Source organism: Methylomonas albis, assembly GCF_014850955.1.
In the GTDB taxonomy this organism is placed as follows: Bacteria; Pseudomonadota; Gammaproteobacteria; order Methylococcales; family Methylomonadaceae; genus Methylomonas; species Methylomonas albis.
Genome location: NZ_JACXSS010000001.1, coordinates 1,929,354 through 1,955,532, shown reverse-complemented (window position 1 = coordinate 1,955,532; position 26,179 = coordinate 1,929,354). Strand labels below are relative to the sequence as shown.

The window sequence follows — 26,179 nt, the reverse complement described above, 5'->3', positions numbered from 1 at the left end:
GCCAAATCAATGCGCCTTGTCCGGGAACAGCGCCCGGCCGCTCATGCCCGCCAACAGTTCGCTATGCTTGCCTGTGACCCGACCCGTTATCGAGACTGTTTGACTCACCGGATCGATACGGGCACCCAGTGTCACGACCTCGGCCGGATAATCTCGGTCCAGCTCGTCGATATGTACCTGAAATACCTGCTTTGGTTTTAACCAGCGTAGCCATAAGGAAGGCACGATTAATTTGATTTCCAGCTGGCTATCGTCCAGCACGTCCATGATCGGATCGCCGACCTTCAGATGTTGATGCTCATGCGCCTTCAGCGCCGCGACCCGGCCATCGAACGGTGCGTGAATCCGGCATTTTTCCAGCCCGGCCTTGGTCAGGGCGATGTCGGCCCTGGCTTCGCCTAACTTGGCTTTGGCCACGTCAACTTCCAGAGAACTGACCGATTCCAGTTGCGATAGCCTGGAATTGACATCAAAGGTCTTACCGGCACCGTCCGCGGTGGCTTGGGCTTTTTGCAACTGCGCCTGCTGGATCGAACAATCGAAACCCACCAACATTTGACCTTTCTTGAAACGCTCGCCTTCGCGTACTGCCAACTCTTTGATCACCGCCGCCACTTCTGCGGATAAAGTGGTTTCGTTGCGCGGCGTCAGCTGGGCGCGAATTTCGGTTTCGACGGTACGGTTTTGAGCCGGGGCCGGTTCGGCTGAGGCACCAGACAACAGCAAGCCTGACAATAAGGTTAGCGTCCAGGCACACAAGGGTTTTTTCAATATCACGATTTGCCTGCCCCTGTCGCCGTTTCAGTGGTATTTTCCGGCTGCGGATCGTCAGTCGCTTGCGCCGGATAATGCCCCTGGTTCCATTCCTTATCGATGGCTTCTATGGCATTGGCCAAGGTATCCACAGAGTCGTCGGCCATCGTCGCCGGCAGCGGATCGAAGCCCAAGGATACATACAATTTGCCCAAGGCATCTTGAGAGTCGGCATAAGCCTGCCGCCGCTGTAATTCCGACAATACTGAATCCACAGACACCCGAATCCGCTCCACGGAACTCATCGCTTCGGTCAACTCGCTATTCAGTACATGGTGATGAATTTTTTGATTGACATCGTCCAGTTCGGAACTGCGTTGGTACTGCTTATCAGCCAAGGCCAATTGCTGTTGGGCCAGATGCACCTGGGTCAGAATCGCCATATGCGCCGCCAAGCGCCGGGAATGCGCCAGCGACTCCTGTGTTTCGGCGGTAGCGATGGCTTGCGGCGCCGAAAGCAACTCGAACAGGTTTTTGGAAATCTGGGTACCAATTTCGCCCCAGCTTTGATTTAACAGATAAGAGTTGGAATCGTAGTTGCCGCCCAACTGCACTTCCACACCGGGCAATAAGCGCAGCATGGCTTTTTTAACTTCGGCGGAGCCGATGCGGGTTTGATACATTTCCTGACGCAGTTCCGGCCGCAGTTGCAGGGCCAAATCGCCCATTTTATCTATATCCAACTGCGGTTTGACCACCTGTGGCCAGGGATTGACGCTATCATCGGCCAGTTTAAAGTCCTGATTGGGCGGCAAGTTAATCAAACCGGCCAGCTCGGACTTAGCCATTTGCTGTTGCTCCAATAGCCCTTCCAGGCGGCGAACGATTTCCAACAGGCTTTTGCGATAACGCAGCGCCTCCAGCGGTGAACGTAGTTTTTCCGCCTCGGCTTGTTCAGCCAGCGCCAGCGCGTGTTGCGCTTCTTCCAGCACCGGCTGAATTCTGGCGGTCATCCGCTGCGCGCTCAAGGCCCGCCAATAGGCACTACGTACGTCTTTCATCAAATTGTGACTGACTTTGCGACGGCTTTCGGCGGTGACCAATGCCTTGTTGCCCTCTTGCTGGGCGCGAAAATAACTGACGCCGAAATCCAGGATGTTCCAGCGCAGGCTTAAATCGCCCATGAAACGGCTACGATCCTGGGACGTCGACGTTTCCAGCGATTGCCGACCGGTGGAAATCGAACGGCTGTTGGACGCATTGAAATTATCCCGGCTTCTATACCCGGCCGAGGCTACCACATCGGGCAAAAGATCGAATCGCGCCAATGTAGCCTGGCCTTCTGCCACAGCCCGCTCCATCATTTTCACCCGATGATCCAAGTTATATTTCAGGGCGCGCGACATGGACTGATACAAGCTAAGCGGCGCGATCACCGGCTCCTGCTGCTGAAACAACTTGACCTGATCGCTGCCGATCTGGCTTTGCCGTTCCTGTTGGGTCAACGGGGCTGGGGCCAGCGAGCAACCATTCAGTAAGACTGCGCTGATCGCCACCGCCAATAGGCTAGGAACAGAGCGATTGACGGGTATTGAAAAATCTTTAGACATAACAAGTTCCTGTTTCAATGAATTCATGCGGCATCCCGCGGTTCGGCGAACACGCGCGCCAGATTTTCCAGCAAGGCATCGGCATCCTGCTGAGTACCTTGTGCACCGAAGCCTCGCAACTGCGCGCTAAGCGGTATTTTGCCCAATTGAGCGCGCGGTTCGCCGCCGGTAGGCCGGCCCTGATTGGGTCTGCCCTGACCACCGCCTTGACCTTCCTGGCCACCCGGCCTGCCTTCGCTGTTTTGGCGCTGTCCCGGTTGTTGAGGTTCCAACACCACGGTAATCACAGTCTGGTTACCCCTGCCGTCGGTCGCAGTAATTTTAACCACCGTTCTTTCACCGCTGCCTTCATTCAGGCTCAATCTGCCGGTTGCGGAATCGAAGCGCACCCAGGCCGGCAAGCTTGCACCGTCGGCTTGAGCCGCCTGAAAACTGACGCCGGTGCTAGTATCCAAACCCAACAGTGCCTCGGCCGGCACGGTGAAATTGTTGCTACTACCACCGTCTAACTGAGCTTCCATTTGTAGCGAGGTAGTTTGAGTGCCAGTGGAAGACATACCCGCGTCGCTGAAACTGCTCGAAAAAATCGATGGGCCAAAGCCGCCACTGCCTCCACCCAGGCTACCGCCAAAACCTCCGCCTACTGCTCCGCTCAAGCCACCCGCGCTGAAGCCCGATCCACCACCTGGGCTTGTCGACAGGCCGCCGGCCCCACCGTTGCTACCAAGTCCCAAGCCGGCGTTGATGGGCTGTATCAAGTTGCTCGGGATCTGACTGCCAGTCGTAAACGAACCACCGCTGAAACCGCCTGTTGAGCCGGTATTAAACTCCACGGTTTGCGTGGCATTGGTAGTGTTGCCACTCGTCACTGCGACGGTAGCCGTCGAGCTGACGGTCTCTACTTTACCCAGACCATCAGTATAGCTGGCGGTAACGATGATGGTTTTATCGAGATACTCCAGGGCCAGAACCAAGCTGGGACCGGTCCCCAGGATATTGCCGTTACCGTCTTTCCAAGTGTAAACAATGCTACCCAGACCATCAGCATCCGCAAGCGTATTGCTGACAGAGAGCGTTTCGCCCACGATAGCAACACCGCTGATCGTCACATCCCCCGTCGGCGCGCCGTTAACATTGATGGTAATCGGCACCACCGTCGTCAGCACCACATCGTTGCCAGTGCCGCTGGCATAACTCACCGAATAAATGTCACCGTTGCTGGTTAGATTGCCACCTTCGGCCACGCTACCGAAAATACCGGTCGCGCCAGTGACGGCGTCCGTACTGTCGTTGTCGATCAGTCGATAGCTGGCGCCGTTGATCGCGGTATAACCGCCAACCCTCGCCACAGATAGGGAACCGCCGTTCAAACTGACAATACCATTGACCACCACTTGGTCAAAATCGGTACCACCCACCCCGCCGGCTCCTGCCAGCTCGGCCTCCAGGCCACCGCTAAGCCGCAGATTGCCGTTGACCGTCAGCCTGCCGATGCCGTTGTTGGTGCCGGCCACGCCGGGCGCCAGCGTCGCCCCGCTGTTAATCGTCAGATTGTTGGACGAACTGGCCGCGAAGATGCTTCCCGTCCCTGCCAATGTGGCCCCGGATGCTACCGACAAGCCACTGGTAGCACCCAGCGAACCCGTGACCAACAGCGTACCGGCCGATACGGTCGTAACGCCGGTATAGTTGGAAGTAGCGCTCATTATTAGGGTGCTGCTGCCTAGCTTGCTCAACGCAAATCCCCCCGATACCGAGCCGCTTAGCGTTAACGATCCTGCGGTAGTGCCGATGCCGCTGTCGGCGCCCAGCGTCACGCCGGCACTCAATGTGTTGATTCCGCTGACGTTAACCAGCGCCCCGGTGCCCGAAAGGCCGCTACCGCTCAACGTCAGCGTCTCGGCTAAAGTAATGCCGCCCTGAATTGCAAGGGCCGCACCTGAGGACACTGTGGTCCCGACGCCTATGGTGCCTAATGCCGCCGCATTCTTCGCCTCCAGCGTACCCGCACTCACCGTGGTGGAACCCGTGTAGGTGTTGCTACCGCTCAGAGCAAAGGTGCCGCTGCCGGTCTTCTGAAGATCGCCGTCGCCCGAGATCACGCCGGACAATTCGGTCGATGTACCGTCCCCGCCGACGGTCAGCGTACCAGAATTTAAAGACACATTGCCGGCGCCGGCAATGGAGCCTATCGTCTCATCGGTCCACGCGGTGAAAGTTGCACCTGACGCCACCGACACCGCCGTAGTGTCCGCCAGGGCGCCGCCCACCCGATCGGCAATCAGCGTCCCCGCCAGCACCGAAGTGGAGCCGGTGTAGATGTTGCTTCCGGTCAGCGTCAACGTGCCGGAACCGGTTTTGGTCAGACCGCTGGTATTGGTGGAGGAAATCGCGCCGGAAAAAACGGTGCTACTGTTATCGCCGCCCGCCGTCAACCTGTAACTAAGAATTACGTTACCGTCTCCGGCCAACGAACCTATGGTTTCATTCCCGCCGTTCAAAGTCAGGGTAGTGCCGCTGTCCAGGGTCACCGCGCTACTATCGCCGATGCTGCTACCGCCTGTCAGTGTCAAACCGCCGGCCGATACGGTGACCGCACCGGTGTGCGTGTTGGAGCCCGACAAGGTCAGTGTCCCCGCGCCAGCCTTGGTCAGCGTATTCGATCCCGACAGCACGCCTGACAGCGTGACGGCGTTAGCATTGCTAATAATGGCTGCATCGTTGTTCACCGTGATAGCGTTGCTGATGGTGGTCGCGCTAGTGACCGTCAACTTGGTGTTGAGCGTGACAGAGCCGGTGCCCAGGTTGGCGCTGCCGGCAACGCTGACCCCGTTTGCTCCACTGATCGTCGTGCCACCTGAATAGTCGTTGGTGCCCGACAGCGTCAGCAACTGTCCGCCGGTTTTGATCAACGAGCCCGTTCCGGTAATATTGCCCGACAGCGTACTGACGCCGTTGGTGACATTGATCGTACCGTTGCTCGCTCCTAGCGTAATGGCATTATCGATGGTACCAGCGTTATTGACGTTGAATATGCCGCCGTTCAACGTGAGAGTGCCCGTTCCTAGGTTGGCGTCGGCCCCCACGCTGAGCGTGCCGGCCGTCAGGCTGATGGTATTGATGCCGATACCTGTCGCTCCGCCGGTAGAGGTATTATTGGTGCCGCCCAGCACCAGCGTTCCTGCACCGGTTTTGGTCAGGGATGAAGTAACGCTGCCATCGTCGGTCAGATCGGAATTGATGGTCAATGTATCGCCGGTGCCGACATCACCGGTCAACGCGCCGGCCAAAACAAAGCCATTTGTACTGATGATTAGCGTACGGCTATCTGTATCACTGTCCATTTTCAACGTGACGCCGTCTCTCACAGTTAGATTGCCCGGCAAGGTAATGGTGCCGTTCAACGTGTCCTTGAAACGGATGGTAATAGGGCCGCTAGCATTGTTAGCGAAATTCAGCGCCTCTTTCAAATCGAGGCCGCCGTTGTCGGTGGAATCTGTCGCGTAGACGCCTGTGGGCGCGTTGCTGTCGATCGCCGTCACATCGACCACCAGCGAGCTATCGACGGTGACGATAAAATCCTTCGAATAGGTGCCGCTGGTACCACCGTCGTCTACCTGAACCGTAATCGTGTAATTCCCAGTGGTCAGACTCGATGGACTGACCGCCCTGAGCGTGGCGGTGGCCGCGCTCGCTGCGCTGGATGAGCCTGCGGCGCCAAGGTCGAAGACCGCGCCGTTGGTGTTGGTTACCGCATTATTCGACGGATCCTTGACCGCGGTAATCGTATAGGTCCATGCAGTATTATCCACATCGGCCGGCGTCAGAGTGCCCACCGTGACGTTACCGCTATCGAACGTGGAAACGCTGGCTGCACTCAAGACGATATTAGTCGGCGCGTTGTTAACCGCCACCAAGCTGACTGTGGACGCGCTGCTCAAAGTGGTGGTATCAACACCGCCGCCGGTTGTGCCGCCATTGTCCTTGACCTGAGTTAAAGTCACGACCCGGCTACTGCCGACGCTGGGATTGCTACTGCTGTTCTTGTAAGTCAGGCCATTCACCAGGGTTTGCATCGCGGCGGCAGAGATACCGCCCGCTTTGCTGATGGTGACTGTCGCCGTGCTGCCGGCAACCGCGACGCCGGCGGTCATGCTATTGGTCGTGGTGGTCACCGAAGTCGCATTGGCCAATGTGACGTCGCTGCCGTCCACCGATAATATCTCGCTGGCTCCGTCGGTCACGTTAGTCACTGTCAGCACCAACTGAGTAATGGTCTGGGCGGTATCGGGAGAGCCGATGCCGACTGTTGTCGCACTGAACAACGATGCCGCAGCGCCGCCTTCGGTGAAAGTCGGCGTCGAGGTTGTCGTACTCAGGGTCGGCGCATGGTTGATCGCGGCGACGGTGACTGTCGAGGCAACGCTAACCGTGGTGGTATCCACTCCGCTGCTGGCGGTGCCGCCGTTATCTTTGACTGAGGTCAATGTCACCACGCGGTTACCGGTGGTCAGCCCCGCACCTGTGCCGGTGTCTTTGTAGGTAAAGGCATTGACATAGCCTTGCCAATTAGCCGCCGTATCGCTCTTGGTCAGCGTGACTGTCGCCGTGGTTCCGGTCACACTGACAGTGTAAGCAATCGTGTTAGTCGCTGTATTGCCGCTGGTGCCGTTGGTCAACGCAACATCGGTACCGTTTATCACGATGATTTCGCTGGCTCCGTCCGCCAGTCCGCTGACGGTGAACACCACTTGGTCAATGGTCTGTCCCGCTTCCACGGTGCTGAGCGCCGAGGCGCTGAACACCGATACCGCTGCTCCGGTTTCAGTATAGGTCGGCGTCGAGGTGGTTGCCGTTAGGGTCGGTGCGTCGTTGACCGAAGTAACAGTCATACTGAGATCTTCCGTCAGCGTGTTGACGCCAGTATTAGCCGTGCCGCCGGAGTCAACCACCGTCCATGTAATATTGCCGGTACCGTTGCCGTCGGCGACTGTCTTATATTTCAAACCTTGCAGTTCCGAAGCGGTCACTGTTCCGCTAACCGAAACCTGAGTCGTGCCGTCACTCTTGTATAGGGTAACGAACGCAGGAATCGCGGTAATCGTATACGTCAGGGTTTGGCCCGACTCGTCCGTTCCGCCGCCCGGCGCGTAAGTCACACTGCTTAAACCCAGCGTCACCGCCGTCGCATTGGCGCTGTCTTCATTGACGGTGATAGCACTCAGACTGCCCGCTGTACGGACAGGCACATCGTTAACCGCAGTAATCGAGGTGCCGATGGTATTGGTGTTAGTCGAAATCGCCGTGGTACCGCCATTGACCGAAGCGTTTAGGGTAACCCGCGCCTCGGTACCGGCTGTCGTGCTGTAACCGGTGGCGTTGGTGTTGTCCAACGCCCGCACGGTTAAAGCGGTCGGCGTGCCGTTGTAATCGGCGACCGGCACAAAGCGCACCAGCGTAGCCGCCGACAAAGCCAACGCGGTGCTGTCGTCGGCCACGGTACCGATATCAAACCAGTTTGTACCCGCATTGGTGCTGTATTGCCAGACGCCTTGGGTGCCGCTGTTGGCGGTATTCCCCACTACCGCAACGCCGCCCAAACTGGCGCTTCCTGCGTCCGGATCGGAGAAACTCAACCCAGTCAGTGAGCTGATCGCCGCACCCGATGGCGAGGCGGTATCTTCATTGACTGCGGTCAGCGTCAGGTTGCCCAAGCCGGTCGGCGCATCGTTAACGGCGGCTACAGTCACCGTCGCAGCGATATTCGGGCTGGCCGTATTACTGCTGCTGCCGCTGTCGGTAATGCCGGTAATGGTGACGACCCGGTTACTGGCGGTGGTCGGGGCTTGGCTGCTGTCGCGGTAGGTGATGCTGTTGATCAGCGTTCCCATCTGCGTGTTGTCACGAGTCATAGCGCTTAGCGTAACGGTGGCGGTGCCGGTGGCCACTGCAACGCTGTAACTGCCGATACCGGCAATAGTACCGCTGTTGCCGTTGGTAAGAGCGACATCGGTGCCGCCGATGTTCAGATATTCAGTCGTGTCGGAAACGTGAGTGACCGTCAGCGTCATACCGCTAAAAGTCTGACCGCTATCGTTGGTGGCAGCGGTGGCGCTGCTGAACAAGCTGACGGCACTGGCGTCTTCGGTGTAAGTCGGAGTAGCGCCGGTGGCGCTTAAGGTTGGGACGGCGTTGGATACCGACGGAGTGAAAACAAAAGTATCAAAAACGCCATCTGTCCACGTCGCCCCACCACTGGTTAGAGCGACTGTAAAGCCGGTTATCCCTGTCCAATCAGTCGATTTATCCGCACCAGCAGTAGTGGCGGTGACGTTATAAGACGCAGTACCGCCACCTCCGGTACGAGTGAGTGTTAACCCAATATCCCCAGATTGATGAGCCAGTCGAAATGAGGTCAGGTCTACCGGACTGCTAAACGTAAACGTTACCTGATCGTAATCTCCTCCAGCAAAAATGGCATTACCGGAGGATCCCCCAACACCACCACCAGCTCCTACATACCAGCTGCCACCGGTACCGCCAGTTAGGGTTGCTGTTAACGTGATAGTACTGACGGTTTGTGAAGCCGTGTCAGTGCCGTCTCCGGAAGCCCCTGTTGTAAAATCAAAAGTCGCCAGCGTGTAATGGTAGCTGTCAATACCGGCGGCCGAGAAAAAGATATCCGAGTTTATATAGCCGTTGCTGCTTTCAAGGGTCCAATCCCCCCCAACGAGGCTGCGCCGGTTGGATCGTTAGACGCCGCTACATCGGCTTTAGTGACATCCGCTATCGCCCTAATAAACGCTTGTCCATCCGAACCCGCGCCAATATCGCAACCGTACAGCAAAATATCGGCATTTTGGTTCAAAGCATTGCCGATGGCGGTCAACTCGGCAGTATGCTCACTCAGGTTTTGTGAGGTTAAGGTCAGCGAACCCAATAAAAGCCCGCCTTCGGTACCGTGGGAGGCGATGTGAATAGCATCGATACCGCTACGCCCTTCCAAAACCTGCGCCATTTGCGCCAAACCATTCTGATCGGCATCCAGTACGTGAATCTCGATTCCCGGTTTAGCGCCATCGACCAAGGTTTGGTAATCGGCAACATTGTTTTCAATGAATAGTATTTCAGTGCGTGGGGCGGCATCAACCGGTTCGGTGGCCTGCGACGTGTGTAAGGCAGTTGCGTCCAGTAAGGCTTGTACATGGCTATTTCCTGTGTCCGTCGCGGTGGACGTTGGTGCCGATTCGGCAAGCGTAGCGTCCGCCGTCGCCATCGCCGCGCCGTCAAACAACATGCGTGGCTCAAGCGCAAAAGCGTAAGAACGAGGGATCACTCGAGCTGATTTGGCTTGGTCTGGTTGCTGCGTGGATTTGGGTTTGCCAAAATTCATCGTGACGCCTATAGATATTGGGTTGATTGAAACGGTCGCCGATCAGCTTATCCAAAAAACCGCGCCGACTTATACACTAACGATACAACCTTCAGCCGAGCTGAAAGCAGTGGCAAACGAGTATGCCATCGGCACCTGACTGGGGGCACAATACACTCAAAAGGATTGGTCCGCAACGCCGGACTCAATGCCGATTTTGCGTCCGCCAATTCTCGACTATGCCTTCCACATCCAGGTCATCCGGGCCTTCGCGCCAACTGGTGTAGTAATCGACGTCGTTACTTTTCGGTTCCGGATTGGGCCGATAGATTTGCACCCGAGTAGGCAAGGGTGCGGCCTCGCCCAGCACTAACGCTTCACCTCTGCCCAGCGAACTGAGAATGTCGGCCAAATCGCCTTCGGCTTCCGGCACCAAACCGCGAATGTACTGCTGGTCGTCCGGGTTGGTGGTCCGCAGGCAAATAAATGAGCTACATTGCGCCAACATGGTTTCCGACAACTCGGTGGGCCGTTGGCTGACTACGCCGATGGACACGCCATATTTCCGGCCCTCCTTGGCAATCCGTTCCATCATTTTCTTGGTGCCGTCGAACTGTCCGCCTTTTTCGCGCGGGATATAGGCATGCGCTTCTTCGCAAATCAACGTAATCGGAAACTCGCGGCGGCGCGGATTCCAATAGTTGAACTCATACGCCAGCCGCCCGACTTGCGCCGACACCGCCGGACGCACATCGGTGGGTACGGCGCTTAGATCGACTACGGTGATATTCGCTTTCTTTTCACCCAAGCCGACAAACTGCCTGAGTAAATCCGCCATGCTAGCCGAGTTGTTGCGTTTTTTGGGTTTTAACAAAAAGTCGTAACGTACGTCATTGAAGCGGCTCTGCATGGTCACCAGAAATTCATCGAATTGACCGAATAAAGCACCCTTGGTTTTACCAAAATCCTTGCGCTCCTCGTTGGCGGCTTTGAATTGCATATACATTTCCGCCAGCGAAAAATAAATCGGCGTGTCTATCGATACCACGCCCAGACCTATGGCTTTGGCCTCTTTACGTTTCAACTGCTGCAGCACTTCACGCATGAACGACATCTGCATCGAAGCGCCTCTGTCGTCTCTATCGATGAACAAGTCCACCAGCTCGGCATAAGACATCATCCAATACGGCATTTCCAAATCCATCGCATCCACGTAATTGACTTGCTCTGCCGGAAACGCCGATTCGATGCTGCCATCCGGGCGCTTCCAGCAATATTCGCCGTGCAGATCCAGCATGATCATATGAGTCTTAGGCATGGCTTTCATGGTGTGCTGGATCAAGCTGGTGACGGTCCAGGATTTACCGGAACCGGACTGGCCGATAATCGCAAAATGCCGGCCAAACAGTGCGCGCGGATCCAGGCTTAGGTGATAATCTTTATGGCTGGCCAACTGCCCAATAAAAAATTCGTAATCGCGAAATTTGGAAAAAATCGCGTTGATTTCGCTGAGCCCAACGGCATATACCGCCGCGCCCGGTGTCGGATAGTGGCGCACGCCGCGAATGAAGACATTGCTTTCGTTCAACTCACCGACCGGGATCAAAGCAATAAAGCGGTCGGTCGCACGGTTGCCGGCGGCGTCAAAGCGGTCACGTTCCCACATTTTGAACACCAGCGCCAATACGCCAATATGCGACTGCCTAATCACCACATACGAGCCAATATGGCCGGCCAGGATTTCTTCATCGCCGAGCTTGATGATAGGCGCAGCTGTCGAATGCTCTTCGGTGATACGGGCGTCCATTCCGTCGCCTCTGACTTCGGTTAAATGGCCGATCAAGATATTTTGCGTTAGCTGCGTCATGATGTCCTCTCTGGTAAAGCCGCTGGGCTAAGCTTAGACGATTTTTAAGGTCTGACCCGGCCTTCATTCGTCTGGGACCGAGCAGCGGTTTTGCGCCAAAATGGCCAACAAATCGCTACAAACGCTACAACATGGGGCCAACTCCGTCACGGCAAGCCATTGAACGTTTGGTACTTTTGACTGACGAAGCGTTGCGGTCTGATTATTGCTATCATCAAATCAGCGTTATTAAATATTACACAAGAGGTGAATATGAAAATCGGCATACCCAAGGAAATCAAACCTAACGAAAACCGGGTGTCGGTGGTACCGTCCGGCGTGGCCGCGTTGATAAGCGCAGGGCATGATGTCACGTTGGAAAGCGGCGCCGGCGTTGGCGCCGGTTTCGAAGACGCGCTATATCAAGCGGCAGGCGCGCAATTGGTGGACGGTCCGGAACCGGTTTGGGCCTCGGCCGATATGATCGTCAAGGTCAAGGAGCCGATAGAACCCGAATGGTCACGGATTCGCCCCGGCCAAACCCTATTCACCTATTTTCATTTTGCCGCCAACCGCCCTCTGGCCGAGGCGCACCTGGCATCCGGCGCTACCTGTATCGCCTATGAGACCGTGCAATTGCCGTCAGGTGAATTACCCTTGCTAACTCCGATGTCGGAAGTGGCCGGCCGGCTGGCTGTGCAAGAAGGAGCACATTATCTGGAAAAACTTTACGGCGGCCGCGGCATGTTGCTCGGCGGTGTACCGGGAGTATTGCCGGCTAAGGTCTTGATTTTGGGCGGCGGGGTCGTCGGCACGCAAGCAGCAAAAATGGCGGCCGGTTTGGGCGCACAGGTCACGGTGATGGATTTGTCACTGGAACGTCTGCGCCAGCTCAGCGATATTTTGCCGGCGAATGTGCAACTGCTGTTCTCCAGCCGTCACGCTATCCTGGAGCAAATCCGCACTGCGGACCTAGTCATTGGCGGCGTACTGGTCACGGGGGCCGCGGCACCCAAGCTGATCCGCGCCGACGATTTAAAATTGATGCAACCCGGCGCGGTCATCGTCGATGTCGCGGTGGATCAAGGCGGCTGCGTGGAAACCACTCACCCCACCACCCACGCCGATCCGATTTATGTCATCGACAATGTGGTGCATTATGCGGTGGCCAATATGCCCGGCGCGGTCCCTCGCACCTCGACACTCGCACTAACCAACGCCACCCTGCCCTATGCCCTGCAACTTGCCAACAAAGGCTGGCAGCAAGCGCTGCGGGAGAATCCAGCGTTACTAAAAGGATTAAACATCGTCGCCGGCAATGTCACTTGCCAAGGTATTTCGGATGCGTTCGGCTTTAACTACCTGGCCCCTGAGCAGTTTCTGAATTAAAACACTTCAATCAGCCGCACTGCCGGAGACATAAAAAAGGGGCCTAATCGGCCCCTTTCTATTTACCGGACTTTTTTAACCTTTAGTTAAAACTCGAACCCGGTGTTCCTGGCAATTGCGGCATGGTTTGCGCGGGGAATTCGCCGGTCAGCGCGTTCAAAAACGCGACAATATCGGCTACTTCGGCGTCTGACAGCTCTTTGTTCAATTGCAATTTAGCCATCAGCCAAACCGCTTTGTCCAAAGTTTTTACCGAACCGTTGTGCATATAAGGTGCGGTCAAAGCAATGTTACGCAGAGTCGGAACTTTAAACAGGTGCTCGTCGCTTTCCTTTTTGGTGACTTCGGCCAGGCCTTTGTCTTTTTGGAAGTGATATTGCGCTTCGAAAAATCCGCTGGAGTTAATCGGGAATTTTTGGAACACGCCAGGACCGTTAAAGGCAGGACCGCTATGGCAGCTGGTGCAACCCACTTCCACGGCTTTTTTCAGGCCGCGTTCTTGCTGTTCGGTCAATGCGTCTTTATCACCTTTGACATATTTGTCGTAAGCGCTATTTGGGGTAATCAGGGTTCTTTCGTAGGCGGCAATCGCTTTAGTCGCGTTGTCTTTGGTAATGGCTTCGGCGTCGCTACCGAAGGCTACTTCGAAGGCATGACGGTACCCTTTGATGGTTTTTAAACGCGCCACCACATCATCCCAGCTTTTCATGCCCATTTCGATCGGGTTGGTGACTGGGCCAGCCGCTTGCGCTTCCAGACTGTCGGCACGACCGTCCCAGAATTGCACTTTATTGAACGCCGAGTTCCAGACAGTGGGCGCACTGCGACCGCCGGTTTGACCATTAACGCCCATGGAGTTTGGCCGATTATCTTCGCCGCCTAACATGGTATTGTGGCAGGACGCACAAGCAACGGTGCCGGTAGAAGACAAGCGTGGATCGTGGTAAAGCATTTTACCCAGTTCAACCTTTTCGGCCGTGGTAGGGTTATCGGCGGGCGCCGGTGCAGTGGTTGGCAGTGGTTCGGCCGCCATTACGGACATAGAACCAGTCAGCGCTATCGCGGAAACCAGCATACGAAATTTAAACATGAGATCCTCCTAAGTAATTATAGTTAGCCAAGGGCTGCCGAATTGTAAGATATTGGCGCTCGGCAGGTAAATTAAATTGCATTGTCACCGCCGGCCTGCGCCAAAACCGTGAGTTTACAAACCGCACCTATTCCGCGAACGATGCGATTTACTTCGTTCGCTGAAAATCTTGGAAACGGAGCGCAAGCGAAGTGAAGATTTTTAGTCCCCGATAGCCGTAGCGCCGGGCGGGTTTTCGCAGCGAAGCGGAGAAAACCTGCAAGGCATCGCGACACGGCGTCAAGTCATGCGAGAGCCGATGTTTCGACCCCCTGTTGGGTCGAAATGAGGTGACGCGGACGAATCGGGGCCGCCGAAGGCATAAACTGCCAGCAAATTTTTCGCGCTGAAATCGGATGGGACCCATTTCAGCTTTACCGAAAAATGCTGGCGCTCTTGTACCGTATTCCCAACTGCTCTGGCCGCATACAGACAAGATGAAGCGGCAAGCAACCCGCCGGATCCCTAATCGATTCTTGCAAGCCTCCGAGCTATTCGGTTTTCGCTTATAGTCTTGCGCGCGAGGCTATTACGCTTACGCACAAGGCGTTTTTGTTTGCGTCCAAGCGAATGACACTTTCGCGACCAGCAAAAATGCGATTAACGCTCGGCGCTAAGACTTGCGAATGGGAAACTGCCTATCTCCCATCCGAAAATAAGGCTCATAACTGTCCATCCGTTCGGGAATTGGGTGTAACCGCTCACTGTATTGGTGGTGGACTTAGATGGTCAAATGACCTATCGGTATTCTTTATTTCGAGAGACCTACCAACATTTTCTGATTCGTTATTCGTTGGGGGGATGATGTTTTAAAACTGGATATTTACTTTGAACGCATTCTGGCAGCGTTGGAAAAATACTGAAATATCGCCGTCGAAGTCGCTAAGCCGAGCCAATATACCTTCCCTAAATCCTCGGAACTTGAGGATTATGTGGTTTCAATGCGGCTAATTTCCTTGGCGATTGTTTTAAATATTGATGAGGCGAAATTCATCCGTCTAGCCGATTGTATTGGAAATATTGGGGAAGACTAATTTATTTTTTATTCTTCTGTGACTTCGTCACTGACAAGTAATGTGCATTCACTTATATTGCATTCGCCACTAAATGATTTGTTTGGCATAAAAATCAATAATCATTACCGGGCAATAACTCATAAAAACAATATAAGGTAGGAATTGCAATGTTAGATTTAATCTTAAAATTCGCATCAAGTATTTTACAAATGAACCTCAGAGACCATCACGATATACCATTTGCTTTGCCCTTGGTGTTCGCGGCAGTATTAGGTTTTGTCATAGGGTTCATTATTCTAAAGTTCATAGGAAATGAACAAAAACAAGATGCAGAGCAATAAAACTAATTATTTTCTGTAGACTTTAATATCTTGTTTAACGCCTCAAAATTGATATTTTGGATGCAGCCTCTACTTAATGTTAACCAACCATAACTTTCAAAGCGTTTAAGATGGCGCGAAACCACTTCCCGAGCTGAGCCTAACTCCAAGGCCAGCTCATTATGTGTTTTATAAATAGTGTCATCACCGATCGCTATAAGCACCTTGGCAAGTTTTTGGTCGACCGAGCCGAATGAAATGCTTTCCATTCGCTTGATGACATCGGCTAGTCGCTTGGAAAAATTGCGAAATACAAATTCACGAAAAAAAGTCGATTGCTCCAAGCAACGATGGAAAATGTGCGCGGGAATCGCAAAAGCACTCACTTCTGATTCAGTATATCCCTCCGCCGGATAATTATTATCGCCTAACAAACAGGAAGTTGTTAATACGCAAGAATCTCCCGCTTGAACATGATAGAGCAATATCTCTCTCCCATCTGCTGAAATAATTTGCGCCCTTATACTGCCAGACAACATCAATAAATAATTATCACACGCCTTTCCAGGATAAAAAACTTGTTGCCGAGAAGGCAGATCAACTACAACGGCCGCATCCATTAATTGCCGGATAACATTATCATTACTACCCATGAACTCTGGAAAATGCAGTTTCCATAATTTCTCGTTCATCATTTCCCACCTTGACAGGTTAATTAAACCCAATAGATATTCTTATGTTTTAAACATGAAAGTTATTATTTTTGTTTCAACATTGATTAAGCAAAACAACCAACAAATCAGCTGATTTTCTTCGGACCTCACCTTACAGACCGAGTTGCGCTCAAGACAAACCCGGCTAAACGCCTACCGCAATGGCCGCTAGACTGTCATGATCCTCAACTGCAGCCGACGTCCGTTTGATTAACTCGATGTTGCTGCTACGCTCCATCATGCCGCCGATGGCTAGCGTAACGATCATGGCTTCAAACGCATACGAAAGATGCGCACGATAACGTTGAAAAAGCGTGTTCTCGTCAATCTCATCCACCCGATGCTTGGCCAATGATGCTTGATAAAGATTCAATAGTTCCGATTCATGTGCACGGCGACAATCCGGTTTGAGCGAGGTGGCTAAAAAATAGGCCACATCGCCTATGCCTTCTCCCATACGCACCAGCTGCCAATCCAGAAATCCCGGTTGTGCGTCTTGCCAGAATAGGTTGCCGGGGTGGCAATCGTGATGAACCAGCGTTTGTGGACCTGTGGCAAGCGATTGGGTGATGCGATGGCGATTAGCCGCATAGCCCAGCGCAGGAAGATGCAGCTTGCTGGGTACCAGGTTGCCGGCGAGCTTAAGACCCTGTTTCATTAAAGGTACGGCAAGCAGGTTACCCATGTAATGCTCGACATTATTATTGAAACCGCTGAGCCAACGATGGGTATGCAGTAAATGGCGATGATTCCAGTAGTGCGCATGAAATCTAGCGAGTTGCTGAATCACTTGTCGAGCCTGGTGCAGCGACAAGGCATCACCTGGTTGGCCAGGTGTAAAACCGTATTCGCTCAGATCGGTCATCACCAAGGTAGAGCCGCGACCAAACCGGGTTTGCGCCGCCAATATGTTTGGCAACTTGACTGGCGAGGCCTTTGAAAGCGACTGATAAAAGAGTACTTCCTTGTATAACAAGCGCGGCAATGCCGTTATCAGGCGCGACCTCATGGCCAGAGACGGGGTTTTTACAAACCATCGCAAAGGCACTATATCGGGCGCATCATGATTAACCAACACCCGAAGGCGCGTTGAGGTACCAATGCTGACAGACTGAATACTAATGTCTGAGACTTTGGCGTCGGCTGCATAGTGATTAACAATGCCTTGCGCCCATCGCCGCGACAAGTCCGCCGGGCGACGTACCACAATATTCTGATTCATGACTCCCCACTATTCATCGACAGCCACATGCTTAGGCATATCGCGATTAATCAAAAAATACACTACCGGAATCACCACCAGCGAAAACAGTGTCGAGGCGATGATGCCGAAAATAAAGCTCCAGGCCAGGCCGGAAAAAATCGGATCCAGCACAATCATCACCGAACCGAGCACTGCCGAGGCGGCGGTCAAAAAGATCGGGTTCAAACGGGTCGCGCCGGCTTCGATAATCGCATCGGCCAGACTGATGTCCGGGTTGCCGCGATAGATGTTTTCGATGAAGTCGATCAGGATGATGGAATTACGCACCACGATACCGGCCAGTGCAATCATGCCTATCATCGCCGTGGCGGTGAAATACACCGGATCGGCATATTGACCAACATCCGCCGCGAACAAGTTGATGAACCAAAAGCCGGGCATGATGCCTATCACCGTCAGTGGAATAGCGATCATCATGATCAGCGGCACGCCGAGCGAACCGGTCTGACCGACCAATAGAATATAGATCATCACCATCGCCGCCGCAAAGGCGAGACCCAGATCCCGGAACACATCGACCGTGATTTTCCACTCCCCTTCCCCGGCCATTTCTGCGCTATAACCGGCCGGTAGCGGTTGTTTATCTAAAACAGACTGCAAATCCCAAACTGCTTCCACTGGACTACGACCCGCCATTTCACCCAGCACATAGGATACCGGCTGAAGATTCTTGTGATAAATGGTCTGGTCGCCATTTTCATGCGCGAAATGACCGAGTTCGCTCAAACGCACCAAGTCGCCATTGGCCGACTTCACCGACAGATTCAGCAAATCGGCTTCGGAGGACCTGGCGGCTCTGGGCAATTGCAGGTCAATTAAGAGCGGCTGGCGTTCGCTGGCGATATGCAGGGTACCGGCCATGCCGCCTTCTACCGCTAGTTTCAGACTGTTGGAAACTTGCAGATTGCTGATGCCCAACAAGGCCGCTTTGTCCTGATCGAGAACAAAGTGCAGTTGTTCCTGAGGCGCCTGGACGTAATCGTCGACATCGACGACACCTGCGGTTTTCTCCAACTCGGCTCTTACCCGTTTCGACACGGTAATGATGTCAGCGTAACTGGCTTCCGGCGGGCCATAGACTTCCGCAACCACGCTGGATAACACCGGCGGTCCCGGTGGCATTTCGACAATCTTGATGTTGGCGTTGTAATGTTTACCAATACGCTCTATATCCGGCCGCATTCGTAGTGCAATGCCATGTGACTGTTGCTCTCGGTGGGCTTTGTCAACCAACACCATACGAATGTCGCCGACGTAAGCGCCCTGGCGCAGATAGTAATGCCGCACCAGACCGTTAAAATCCATGGGCGAAGCCAGACCGACATAAGTTTGATAGCTGCTGATTTCGTTCACGGTAGCAAGATATTGGCCTAAAGCCGTGGCCACTTCATTAGTCGCTTCCAACGACGAGCCGCGCGGCATGTCGATCATCAATTGCAGTTCGTTTTTATTATCGAACGGCAGCAGTTTCAAGGGCACGACCCGTGTGACAGCCATCATCGTCGACAAGACAAAAGCGACGAACACCACCAGCAAAAACCATAAGGCTTTGGCTTTGTTATTGAGTAAAGGCGCCATAATGGCCTGATAAAGTTTGAAGCCGCCGGTGTCCTGTAAGTTGAATTCAGGTCCGTGATCTTTACCGTAATCGCCCTTCAACAATTTATAACTGGCCCAGGGTGTCACCGTGAAGGCGATCAGCAACGACATCAGCATCGCAATTGGTACGTTGAAGGCCATCGGCGCCATGTAGGGACCCATCATGCCGGTGATGAAAAACATCGGCACGAAGGACATGATCACGGCAAAGGTCGCCAGTATCGTCGGCGGACGAATTTCGTTAACTGCGGTGAGCAGTGCCTGCAGAGGCGGTTCTTTACGCATCTTATAATGGCGGTGGATATTTTCGACATCGACGATAGGATCGTCCACCAGCAAGCCGAGTGACAAGATCAACGCGAACAGCGTGACCCGGTTGATGGTGTAACCGAAAATCAAATCCAGCATCAAGGTTACCGCAAAGGTCATCGGCACCGCCAAGGATACGATCAGCGATTCCTTGAAACCCAGCGACAAAGCCAGCAACACGATGATGGTCAATATGGCGATGCTTAAATGCATCACCAGTTCGTTGACTTTATGATCCGCCGTTTCGCCGTAATTGCGGGTGACGGTGACCAGGACATCGTCGGGAATCAAGGTGCCGTGCAGTTGTTCGGTGAGTTCCAAGACCTGCTCGGCGACACCTACCGCATTACTGCCCCGGCGCTTGGCAATGGCGAGGGTGACCATTTGCCGCTCTTCACCGACAACAGGTAATACCTCAGCGCCATGCCCTACGGTTTTCATCTGCTCGACGCCCGGCCCGAAGCCGATGCGGGTGTAATAATCGGTATCCTTAGCGCCGTCGATAATTTCGGCTACGTCGCGCAAATAGACCAGCCGACCGCCGACGTTTTTCAGTACCGTTGCCCCTAATTGTTCGACCGATTGGTAATTCGGGCCGGCTTCCAAAAGGATTTCGCGGTTGTTTTGATTCAGACGACCCGCCTGCAGATTGATGTTGCTTTGCGCCAATGTCTGTTGCAGTTCCAACAGGCTGATGCCTGTCGCCTGTAATTTGGCGGGATCGGGATGTAGCGAAATTTGCCGAGGCGCGGCGCCGAGCACCGAACTTTCGCCCACATCGTCAATGGCGCGCAAACGCTCTATCAGTTCTTCAGCAATGCGGCGGACGGCCATGATGTCTTCGCTGCCTTTGGGCATCGACAGGCTTAACAGCAAAATCGGCACATCGTCGATTTCCACCGGCTTAACCACCCAGTCGCTGACGCCGGCCGGAATGATATCCAGATTAGCCTGCAGTTTGTCCCGGGTTTTAATCAAGCTGTCTTCGATGCTTTCGCCCACCCGATAGCGCACCGTCACCAATGACTGGCCCGGACTGGATGCCGAGTAGACATATTCCACCCCTTGAATCTGCTTGAGCAGCACTTCCAGCGGCGTGGTGACGCGCTTTTCGACTTCCTCGGCGCTTGCGCCCGGATAATGCACGAACACATCCATTACCGGCACGATGATTTGCGGATCTTCCTCGCGCGGCGTCAATATTAGCGCAGCGGCGCCGGCCAACAAGGAAATCAGCAGGAACAGCAGTGACAGATGTGAGGTGGTAAATAAGCGGACAATGGCGACGGTCAGGCTGTCCTTTGGAGTTTCGCCCGATTTAATAACCTCTTTCATTGCAGCAACCCACCATTACTTAATAAGGTTTCGCCTTCATGTAAGCCGGACAACACCTCAACTTGCTCGCCATAGGTTTTCCCGGTGCGAATATGCCGGGTCGTCAGTCGCTGACCCTCAACGATTTTGACCGCTTCCAACTGGCCATAACGTATAACGGCGGCAGTGGGAATCATTAAGGCGGGTTGCGCCGTCTCACAACCGAGTTCCAGCCAACCGAACTGGCCATGCTGCAAGCCTTCGATTTTCGGTAACTTGACTTTGATGTCCTGAGTGCGAGTTTGTGGGTCGATTTCCGGCGACATTTCGTCTATCGTCGCACTCACCGCTTGCTGGAGCGCATCGAAACGCACTTTGACCGGCATGCCCAATTTAACCGACGCGGCGCAGTGGCTGGCAATCGAGGCTTCCAGGCGTAAATCGTCGGGTTTGTATAAGCTGACGATAGGCTGATTCGGTAAGCCCATGTCGCCAGGTTCTTGCAAGCGCTCGCCGATCACGCCGTCAAATGGCGCGTAAAGCACGTTTTCACCGAGCATAACTTTAGCTTGTTGCGCCGCACCGGCGGCTTGGCCGGCCATCGCCCGAGCCGCTTTGGCTTGGGCAATCCCCGCATCGTAACTCTGCCGGGTTGCCGCCTGTTTTTCATACAGTTCGACCGTGCGTTTTTCATCGGCACTGGCTTGCGCCGCTTGGGCTTGGGCGGCGTTATGCGCCGCACTGGCCGCCTGATAGGCAGCGCGCAAATCCCTATCATCCATGCGAGCAATGACATCGCCTTTTTTCACTTTATCGCCAGGATGCACGGTGATTTCAAGAATACGGGCATTCAATTTTGGCGCTATTTTTGCCGCTAAGCGGGATCGCACCACGCCTTGCCAAGACAAACCATTGTCTGCGGTTTGCTTGCCGATTATTTGCGTTTTTGCGCCACTGGGTAAGCCGAAGCCGTTCGCTGTGGTGTTACCGGGTTCCGTTTTTTTATCGCCGCCCAAGATGCCTAGCGCAAATAAAATCACCAACAGCAAAGCCGTTATCGCTGCTGCGGGGATAAACCATTTCGGCATGTTTGATTCAGAAAAATGTTCGGTCATCTTGACTCCTTTATTGCCAGAAACCGGTGGCTTGTTTGAGGTCTGCTTCGGCGCGCAAAGCGTCGAAACGGGCGGTGATTTGTCGGGTGTGGGCCTTATCGCGTGCGACTTCCGCTTCGATATAACGGGTCACGGTCACCACGCCGGCTTGTCGCTGCTCATTCACCAAGCGCAAGGCTTCTTCAGCGGCTTTAACCGCCACTACGCTGACCTCGGCGCGGCTAAGGGCATTTTGTAAATTGAGTTGTGCCGATTTCAGCTGATTTTCGATGCGTAGTCGGGTTTGTCTGGCGGCTTCCTGGGCGGCAGTCAGTTCGTGCTCGGCTTTTTTGATTTTTTCCTGGGTGGCAAAGCCGGAAAACACATCCACTTCCACCATCACACCGGCGCTGACATTGTCGCGATTGCTGCTGAAGGCCAAATCTTTACTGTCTGAGCCATAGCTGACAAAGGCATCGGCCCTAGGTAAATGGGCTGCTTGTGCCACATTTAGCTGTTGTTCGGCAATGGCCACGCGCTTATCGGCAGCCTTTAATTCGGGATGGCTGCTAAGCGCCTGATTAAGCAATTCGTCAAAAACCGCCGGGCCAGCCGGTAAAGCAGCGTGCTGACTGGAGCTTATGGCAAAATTTTCGCTGGCCGATAAGCCCAGCAAGGTTTTCAACATACTTTGCGCCAGTTCTATGGTGTTGGCGGCTTGAATTTCCGAGTCCTTGGCTTCGGCCAATTGTACTTCCAGCGACAAGACATCGGATTTCAGTAAGGTACCGGCGTCAAAACGAATGCGTGATTGATTGAGCTCGCTTTGTACAGCTTCCATGGAGCGTAAGCTCACGTCGTGAGCTTCCATGGCCGCCAACTCGCCGTAATACGCTGCCGTGACGTTATTCACCAATTGATTGCGCGTTGCGGCTTTTTCCAGTTCGGATGTTTCAATACCCAGTTCCGCCGCCTGTTTCCGGTAATAATCCTGGCCGCCGCGAAACAGCGAATAAGTCGCTGTCACTTGCGGGCGATAATTATCGACACCGCCGGGATGATTGAAGTCGCTACCCGCAAAACTGAGACGGCGTTGGGCAATGATCATCGCAAAGGCCTGAGCCGGATTATCGCTGTGCTGATAGGACAAACTGGCCTTGATCTGCGGATAAAAATTGGCCAAGGATTCCCCCAATTGGGCGTTAGCCTGCTCGATACGAGCTTGCATGATGCCGAGTTCGGGATTATTGGCCAAGGCCGTATCAATGGCTTGCTCAAGTGTGTATTGACTGCGCTCCGAGTCGGCAAAAGCCGGGTTCATCGCTAGCAATAGCAGGGACGATACCAACCAAAAATGTTTATGTCTCATTGAGTAATCTGCGTCCGGTTAAAACAAATGGGATGGGATATAACAAGTAAATTCAGCACATCCTGTCATCAACTAAGGTGATTTTTGAAAAAGTTTATACCCATTGGCAATGCCAAATATGTCGTCCGCTCAGCCAACGGCAAATTGCTTGCTTTGGGTACATTTATTGCCCTAAATCGCCTAAAGTAACAGCAGCGGCGGGTCAGACTCAACACCACTGCTGTTTAAGTTTGTCTTAGCCTTTTAAGCGCATGATGCCGAACATTTTCAAGGTCAGTTTTTCATAATAAGGTTCGCTGATCCCCTTACGGACTTTGCGCATGAAGTATTTTTCATACCCAATTTTGGCCAAATGCACCCATTTACCGCTGGACGCCCACTGCACATTGCGCGGTGGAATTTGCGGCATCGCCAGGAAGGCCACACCGCTGTCGCCGAAGTCTGCCAGACACAATGCGTTCCAGGTCCCTTTATCCTTAGGTTCTTTACCATCGAGCTCAGCCCGGATGTTGTGCGCGGTAGCAGTGACCATCGATTCAATCATGTAACCGGTTTTCGGTGTACCAGTTGGTACAGGGGTTTGTTCCAGCGGCGGAATGGCGATACAAACGCCGATTGAATAGATATTTTTAAAGGTCGGGTTACGTTGATGCTCATCGACGATGACAAAACCCCGTGGATTGACCAGTTTATCGATGCCGGTCAACGCATCCACACCTTTGAAGGCTGGCAATATCATACTGTGCTTAAACGGCAGTTCGTGTTGCTTTTTCACTTGGCCATTTTCATCCACTTCGGTGACATACATCATGCCGGCTTCGATTTTGTCGATTTTGGCATTGCAAATCCAATTGATACTTTTATTCCGCAATTCGCTTTCCAGCATACCTTTGGTATCGCCCACGCCACCTAAGCCCAAATGGCCGATATAAGGTTCGGAAGTGACATAGGTCATTTTAACTTTGTCGCGAATTTTGCGTTGGCGCAGATCGGTTTCGGCGATGAACATATATTCATAAGCCGGACCAAAGCAGGACGCGCCTTGCGCAGCACCAATGATGATCGGACCGGGTTCTTCGACAAACTTGGTCCAAAACTCACCGGATTCGCCGGCATGATCCACATGGCAAACCGATTGAGTATGGCCATCAGGTCCCAAGCCCGGTACCTCGTCAAACGCCAGTTTAGGGCCGGTGGCGATAATCAGAAAATCATAATCGACCATAGCGCCGTCAGCCAATTCAATCTGGTTGTTTACCGGATGAAAACGAGTGACCTTTTGTTGAATAAACCCAATTTTCTTTTTCTTGAACATCGGCGCCAATTCAACCTTAATGTCTTCCGGTTTGCGCCAATTAACCGCCACCCAAGGGTTTGAGGGTACAAAATGAAAGGTTGGCGTGTCGGCGATCACCACCACTTCATCTTCCTTGCGTGCATTTTCTTTCATTTCCAATGCCATCGGGATACCGCCAATGCCAGCGCCTACGATTACTATTTTTGCCATGAGACTACTCCTAATTGATAAATGGATATTTTTTATGCCGGTTTTATTGGCAAGTTTGTTGTATGCCCAATTTTTTCAAGATCATTTCCAGCGGGCAGAATCGGGTAAAACCGCTTTGAAACAAATTGGCCCCGACGAACGCGGTAAACCAAAGCCAATTGCCGGACTGAAATAAGGGGCTGCCTGCAACGCCCAAACTTAAAGACAGTAAAATAAAAAAACCGGCGACGATACGGACAATGCGTTCGGCGCTCATGACTGCCGCTCTTTACTGCGTTGTGCCAAGCTCTCACAGGATTGATCGATACCGTGATGATCGATGTCACACACCGATTCCAGCCACATAGCGTTGATGATGGCAAAGGACGCCGCGAAACCGACGCCGAGTATCCAAGCGAAATACCACATGATGTGTCTCCTTAATAAAGTGTGTGACTGTCTTTAAGAACAGCGGCTTCGGTCACGCTGCCCCACATCACTCGGTAAACAAAGCGGGTGTATAGCAGCACGATGGGTAGAAAGATGATGGTGATCCAAAACCCCAGTAATAAGGTGTTATGACTGGACGTTCCGTCCCACAAAGTCAGACTTGAACCGGGAGCGGTAGACGAGATCAACAGGAAGGGAAACAGACCGAAACCGACGGTCAAGGCAATACCCACGATTCCTAGACTGCTGGCGATAAATGCGCCTATTCTCGAGTCGCCCTTGCCCAGCAGCCATGCCAAGCCGATCCCGACAAATCCGATCAAAGGCGCCAGCCACATCCAGGAATAGCGCATGAAATGCTGCAACCAGCTTGCGCCGTTGCTGATCACGGTTTTATGCAAAGGGTTAGAGGGGGCATCGGTGGCGGCCATCCGGGTAATCTCGGGACGGTCTATACCAACGAAGACCCAAAGCGTTGTGGCTGCCAGCGCAAGCAACAACATCGGTCCCAACGCATTCACGGTATTCACGGCACGTTCATGGATCACACCTTCACTTCGCCATTTCAAAAACAAAGCGCCGTGAAAAGTAGTCAGCAACAAACCGGTGACGCCGCACAACAAGGCAAACGGACTCAACAAGGCCCAGAACGAACCCTCGTAAAACGAGCGCAAATCCTGGTCGAAGTGAAATGGCAAACCCAGAATCAAATTGCCCACCAGCACACCGAGTAAGATCGGCGGCAGGCTGCTACCGATAAACAAGCTCCAATCCCAGCTATTGCGCCAGCGCGGATCTTCGATCTTGCTACGATAGTCAAAAGCCGCTGGACGAAAGAACAGCGAAAACAACACCAACAGCATTGCCGCGTACAGGCCGGAAAACAGCGTGGCATATACGGCCGGCCAAATCGCGAATATCGCACCGCCCAGTAGAACCAGCCAAACTTGGTTGCCTTCCCAGGTCGCGCCGACGGTGTTGATAATCACCCGACGCTCGACGTCGTTTTTACCAATGAACGGCAGCAAGGTGCCGACCCCAAAATCAAAGCCTTCGGTTAGCGCAAACCCGATACCGACGACACCGATAAAGACCCACCAGATCAGGCGAATGGTTTCATAATCAAACATGATAAACTCCTTTTGA

The 26,179-nt window shown here is 53.6% G+C and carries 18 protein-coding genes; 3 read left to right on the top strand and 15 right to left on the bottom strand.

What is annotated here, in order from left to right:
• Positions 1 to 6 precede the first annotated feature (6 nt).
• From EBA_RS08975 to EBA_RS08960, 4 genes are all read right to left on the bottom strand, one after another.
• Positions 7 to 777, bottom strand: coding sequence for an efflux RND transporter periplasmic adaptor subunit (locus tag EBA_RS08975; RefSeq protein ID WP_192374408.1), 771 nt, complete (start codon positions 775 to 777; stop codon positions 7 to 9).
• The gene (locus tag EBA_RS08970; RefSeq protein ID WP_225616047.1) at positions 774 to 2,363 is read right to left on the bottom strand and encodes a TolC family protein; all 1,590 of its coding nucleotides are present in this window, start codon (positions 2,361 to 2,363) and stop codon (positions 774 to 776) included. The genes EBA_RS08975 and EBA_RS08970 overlap by 4 nt, the downstream gene beginning before the upstream one ends.
• Positions 2,364 to 2,386: 23 nt before the next feature.
• Entirely contained in the window at positions 2,387 to 8,488 is a 6,102-nt protein-coding gene (locus EBA_RS08965) for an autotransporter-associated beta strand repeat-containing protein (RefSeq protein WP_192374406.1), read from the bottom strand.
• A 563-nt stretch (positions 8,489 to 9,051) separates the two neighbouring features.
• The gene (locus EBA_RS08960) at positions 9,052 to 9,756 is read right to left on the bottom strand and encodes a DUF4347 domain-containing protein (protein WP_192374405.1); all 705 of its coding nucleotides are present in this window, start codon (positions 9,754 to 9,756) and stop codon (positions 9,052 to 9,054) included.
• Between EBA_RS08960 and EBA_RS08955 the strand changes: the two genes are divergently transcribed.
• Positions 9,743 to 9,895, top strand: coding sequence for a hypothetical protein (locus EBA_RS08955; RefSeq protein ID WP_192374404.1), 153 nt, complete (start codon positions 9,743 to 9,745; stop codon positions 9,893 to 9,895). The genes EBA_RS08960 and EBA_RS08955 overlap by 14 nt on opposite strands.
• A 45-nt stretch (positions 9,896 to 9,940) precedes the next feature.
• On the opposite strand, the gene EBA_RS08950 is transcribed toward EBA_RS08955, so the two are convergent.
• Complete coding sequence (locus tag EBA_RS08950; RefSeq protein WP_192374403.1) at positions 9,941 to 11,602, bottom strand: ATP-binding protein; 1,662 nt, start codon at positions 11,600 to 11,602, stop codon at positions 9,941 to 9,943.
• Positions 11,603 to 11,854: 252 nt separating this feature from the next.
• On the opposite strand from EBA_RS08950, the gene ald reads away from it, so the two are divergent.
• Positions 11,855 to 12,970, top strand: a complete 1,116-nt coding sequence (gene ald / locus EBA_RS08945) for an alanine dehydrogenase (protein WP_192374402.1) — start codon at positions 11,855 to 11,857, stop codon at positions 12,968 to 12,970.
• Positions 12,971 to 13,052: 82 nt separating this feature from the next.
• Here ald and EBA_RS08940 read toward each other — a convergent pair whose 3' ends face one another.
• A complete protein-coding gene (locus EBA_RS08940) occupies positions 13,053 to 14,060 on the bottom strand; it encodes a cytochrome-c peroxidase (RefSeq protein ID WP_192374401.1) in 1,008 nt (335 codons plus the stop codon).
• Positions 14,061 to 15,282: 1,222 nt separating this feature from the next.
• Between EBA_RS08940 and EBA_RS08935 the strand changes: the two genes are divergently transcribed.
• Complete coding sequence (locus EBA_RS08935; RefSeq protein ID WP_192374400.1) at positions 15,283 to 15,456, top strand: hypothetical protein; 174 nt, start codon at positions 15,283 to 15,285, stop codon at positions 15,454 to 15,456.
• Positions 15,457 to 15,458: 2 nt separating this feature from the next.
• Here EBA_RS08935 and EBA_RS08930 read toward each other — a convergent pair whose 3' ends face one another.
• The 9 genes from EBA_RS08930 to cydB all read right to left on the bottom strand — a co-directional run bounded on the left by EBA_RS08930 (position 15,459) and on the right by cydB (position 26,163).
• On the bottom strand, positions 15,459 to 16,127 hold the full coding sequence (locus tag EBA_RS08930; protein ID WP_192374399.1) for a Crp/Fnr family transcriptional regulator: 669 nt from the start codon (positions 16,125 to 16,127) through the stop codon (positions 15,459 to 15,461).
• 166 nt (positions 16,128 to 16,293) lie between these two features.
• Positions 16,294 to 17,370: a phosphotransferase gene (locus tag EBA_RS08925; protein ID WP_192374398.1), complete on the bottom strand. Its 1,077-nt coding sequence runs from the start codon at positions 17,368 to 17,370 to the stop codon at positions 16,294 to 16,296.
• Positions 17,371 to 17,379: 9 nt separating this feature from the next.
• A complete protein-coding gene (locus EBA_RS08920) occupies positions 17,380 to 20,655 on the bottom strand; it encodes an efflux RND transporter permease subunit (RefSeq protein WP_192374397.1) in 3,276 nt (1,091 codons plus the stop codon).
• Positions 20,652 to 21,749 carry an efflux RND transporter periplasmic adaptor subunit gene (locus EBA_RS08915; protein WP_192374396.1) on the bottom strand — a complete coding sequence of 366 codons (1,098 nt, stop codon included), beginning with the start codon at positions 21,747 to 21,749 and terminating at the stop codon, positions 20,652 to 20,654. The genes EBA_RS08920 and EBA_RS08915 overlap by 4 nt, the downstream gene beginning before the upstream one ends.
• 10 nt (positions 21,750 to 21,759) lie before the next feature.
• Positions 21,760 to 23,097 (bottom strand): TolC family protein, encoded by a 1,338-nt coding sequence (locus tag EBA_RS08910; protein WP_192374395.1) that lies wholly within the window; start codon positions 23,095 to 23,097, stop codon positions 21,760 to 21,762.
• Between the two features lie 235 nt (positions 23,098 to 23,332).
• The gene (locus tag EBA_RS08905; protein ID WP_192374394.1) at positions 23,333 to 24,604 is read right to left on the bottom strand and encodes an NAD(P)/FAD-dependent oxidoreductase; all 1,272 of its coding nucleotides are present in this window, start codon (positions 24,602 to 24,604) and stop codon (positions 23,333 to 23,335) included.
• A gap of 43 nt (positions 24,605 to 24,647) precedes the next feature.
• A complete protein-coding gene (locus EBA_RS08900; protein WP_192374393.1) occupies positions 24,648 to 24,860 on the bottom strand; it encodes a YgaP family membrane protein in 213 nt (70 codons plus the stop codon).
• Positions 24,857 to 25,012, bottom strand: a complete 156-nt coding sequence (gene cydX, locus EBA_RS24720; protein WP_192374392.1) for a cytochrome bd-I oxidase subunit CydX — start codon at positions 25,010 to 25,012, stop codon at positions 24,857 to 24,859. The genes EBA_RS08900 and cydX overlap by 4 nt, the downstream gene beginning before the upstream one ends.
• An 11-nt stretch (positions 25,013 to 25,023) precedes the next feature.
• Positions 25,024 to 26,163, bottom strand: coding sequence for a cytochrome d ubiquinol oxidase subunit II (gene cydB, locus EBA_RS08890; protein ID WP_192374391.1), 1,140 nt, complete (start codon positions 26,161 to 26,163; stop codon positions 25,024 to 25,026).
• Positions 26,164 to 26,179: the final 16 nt, after the last annotated feature.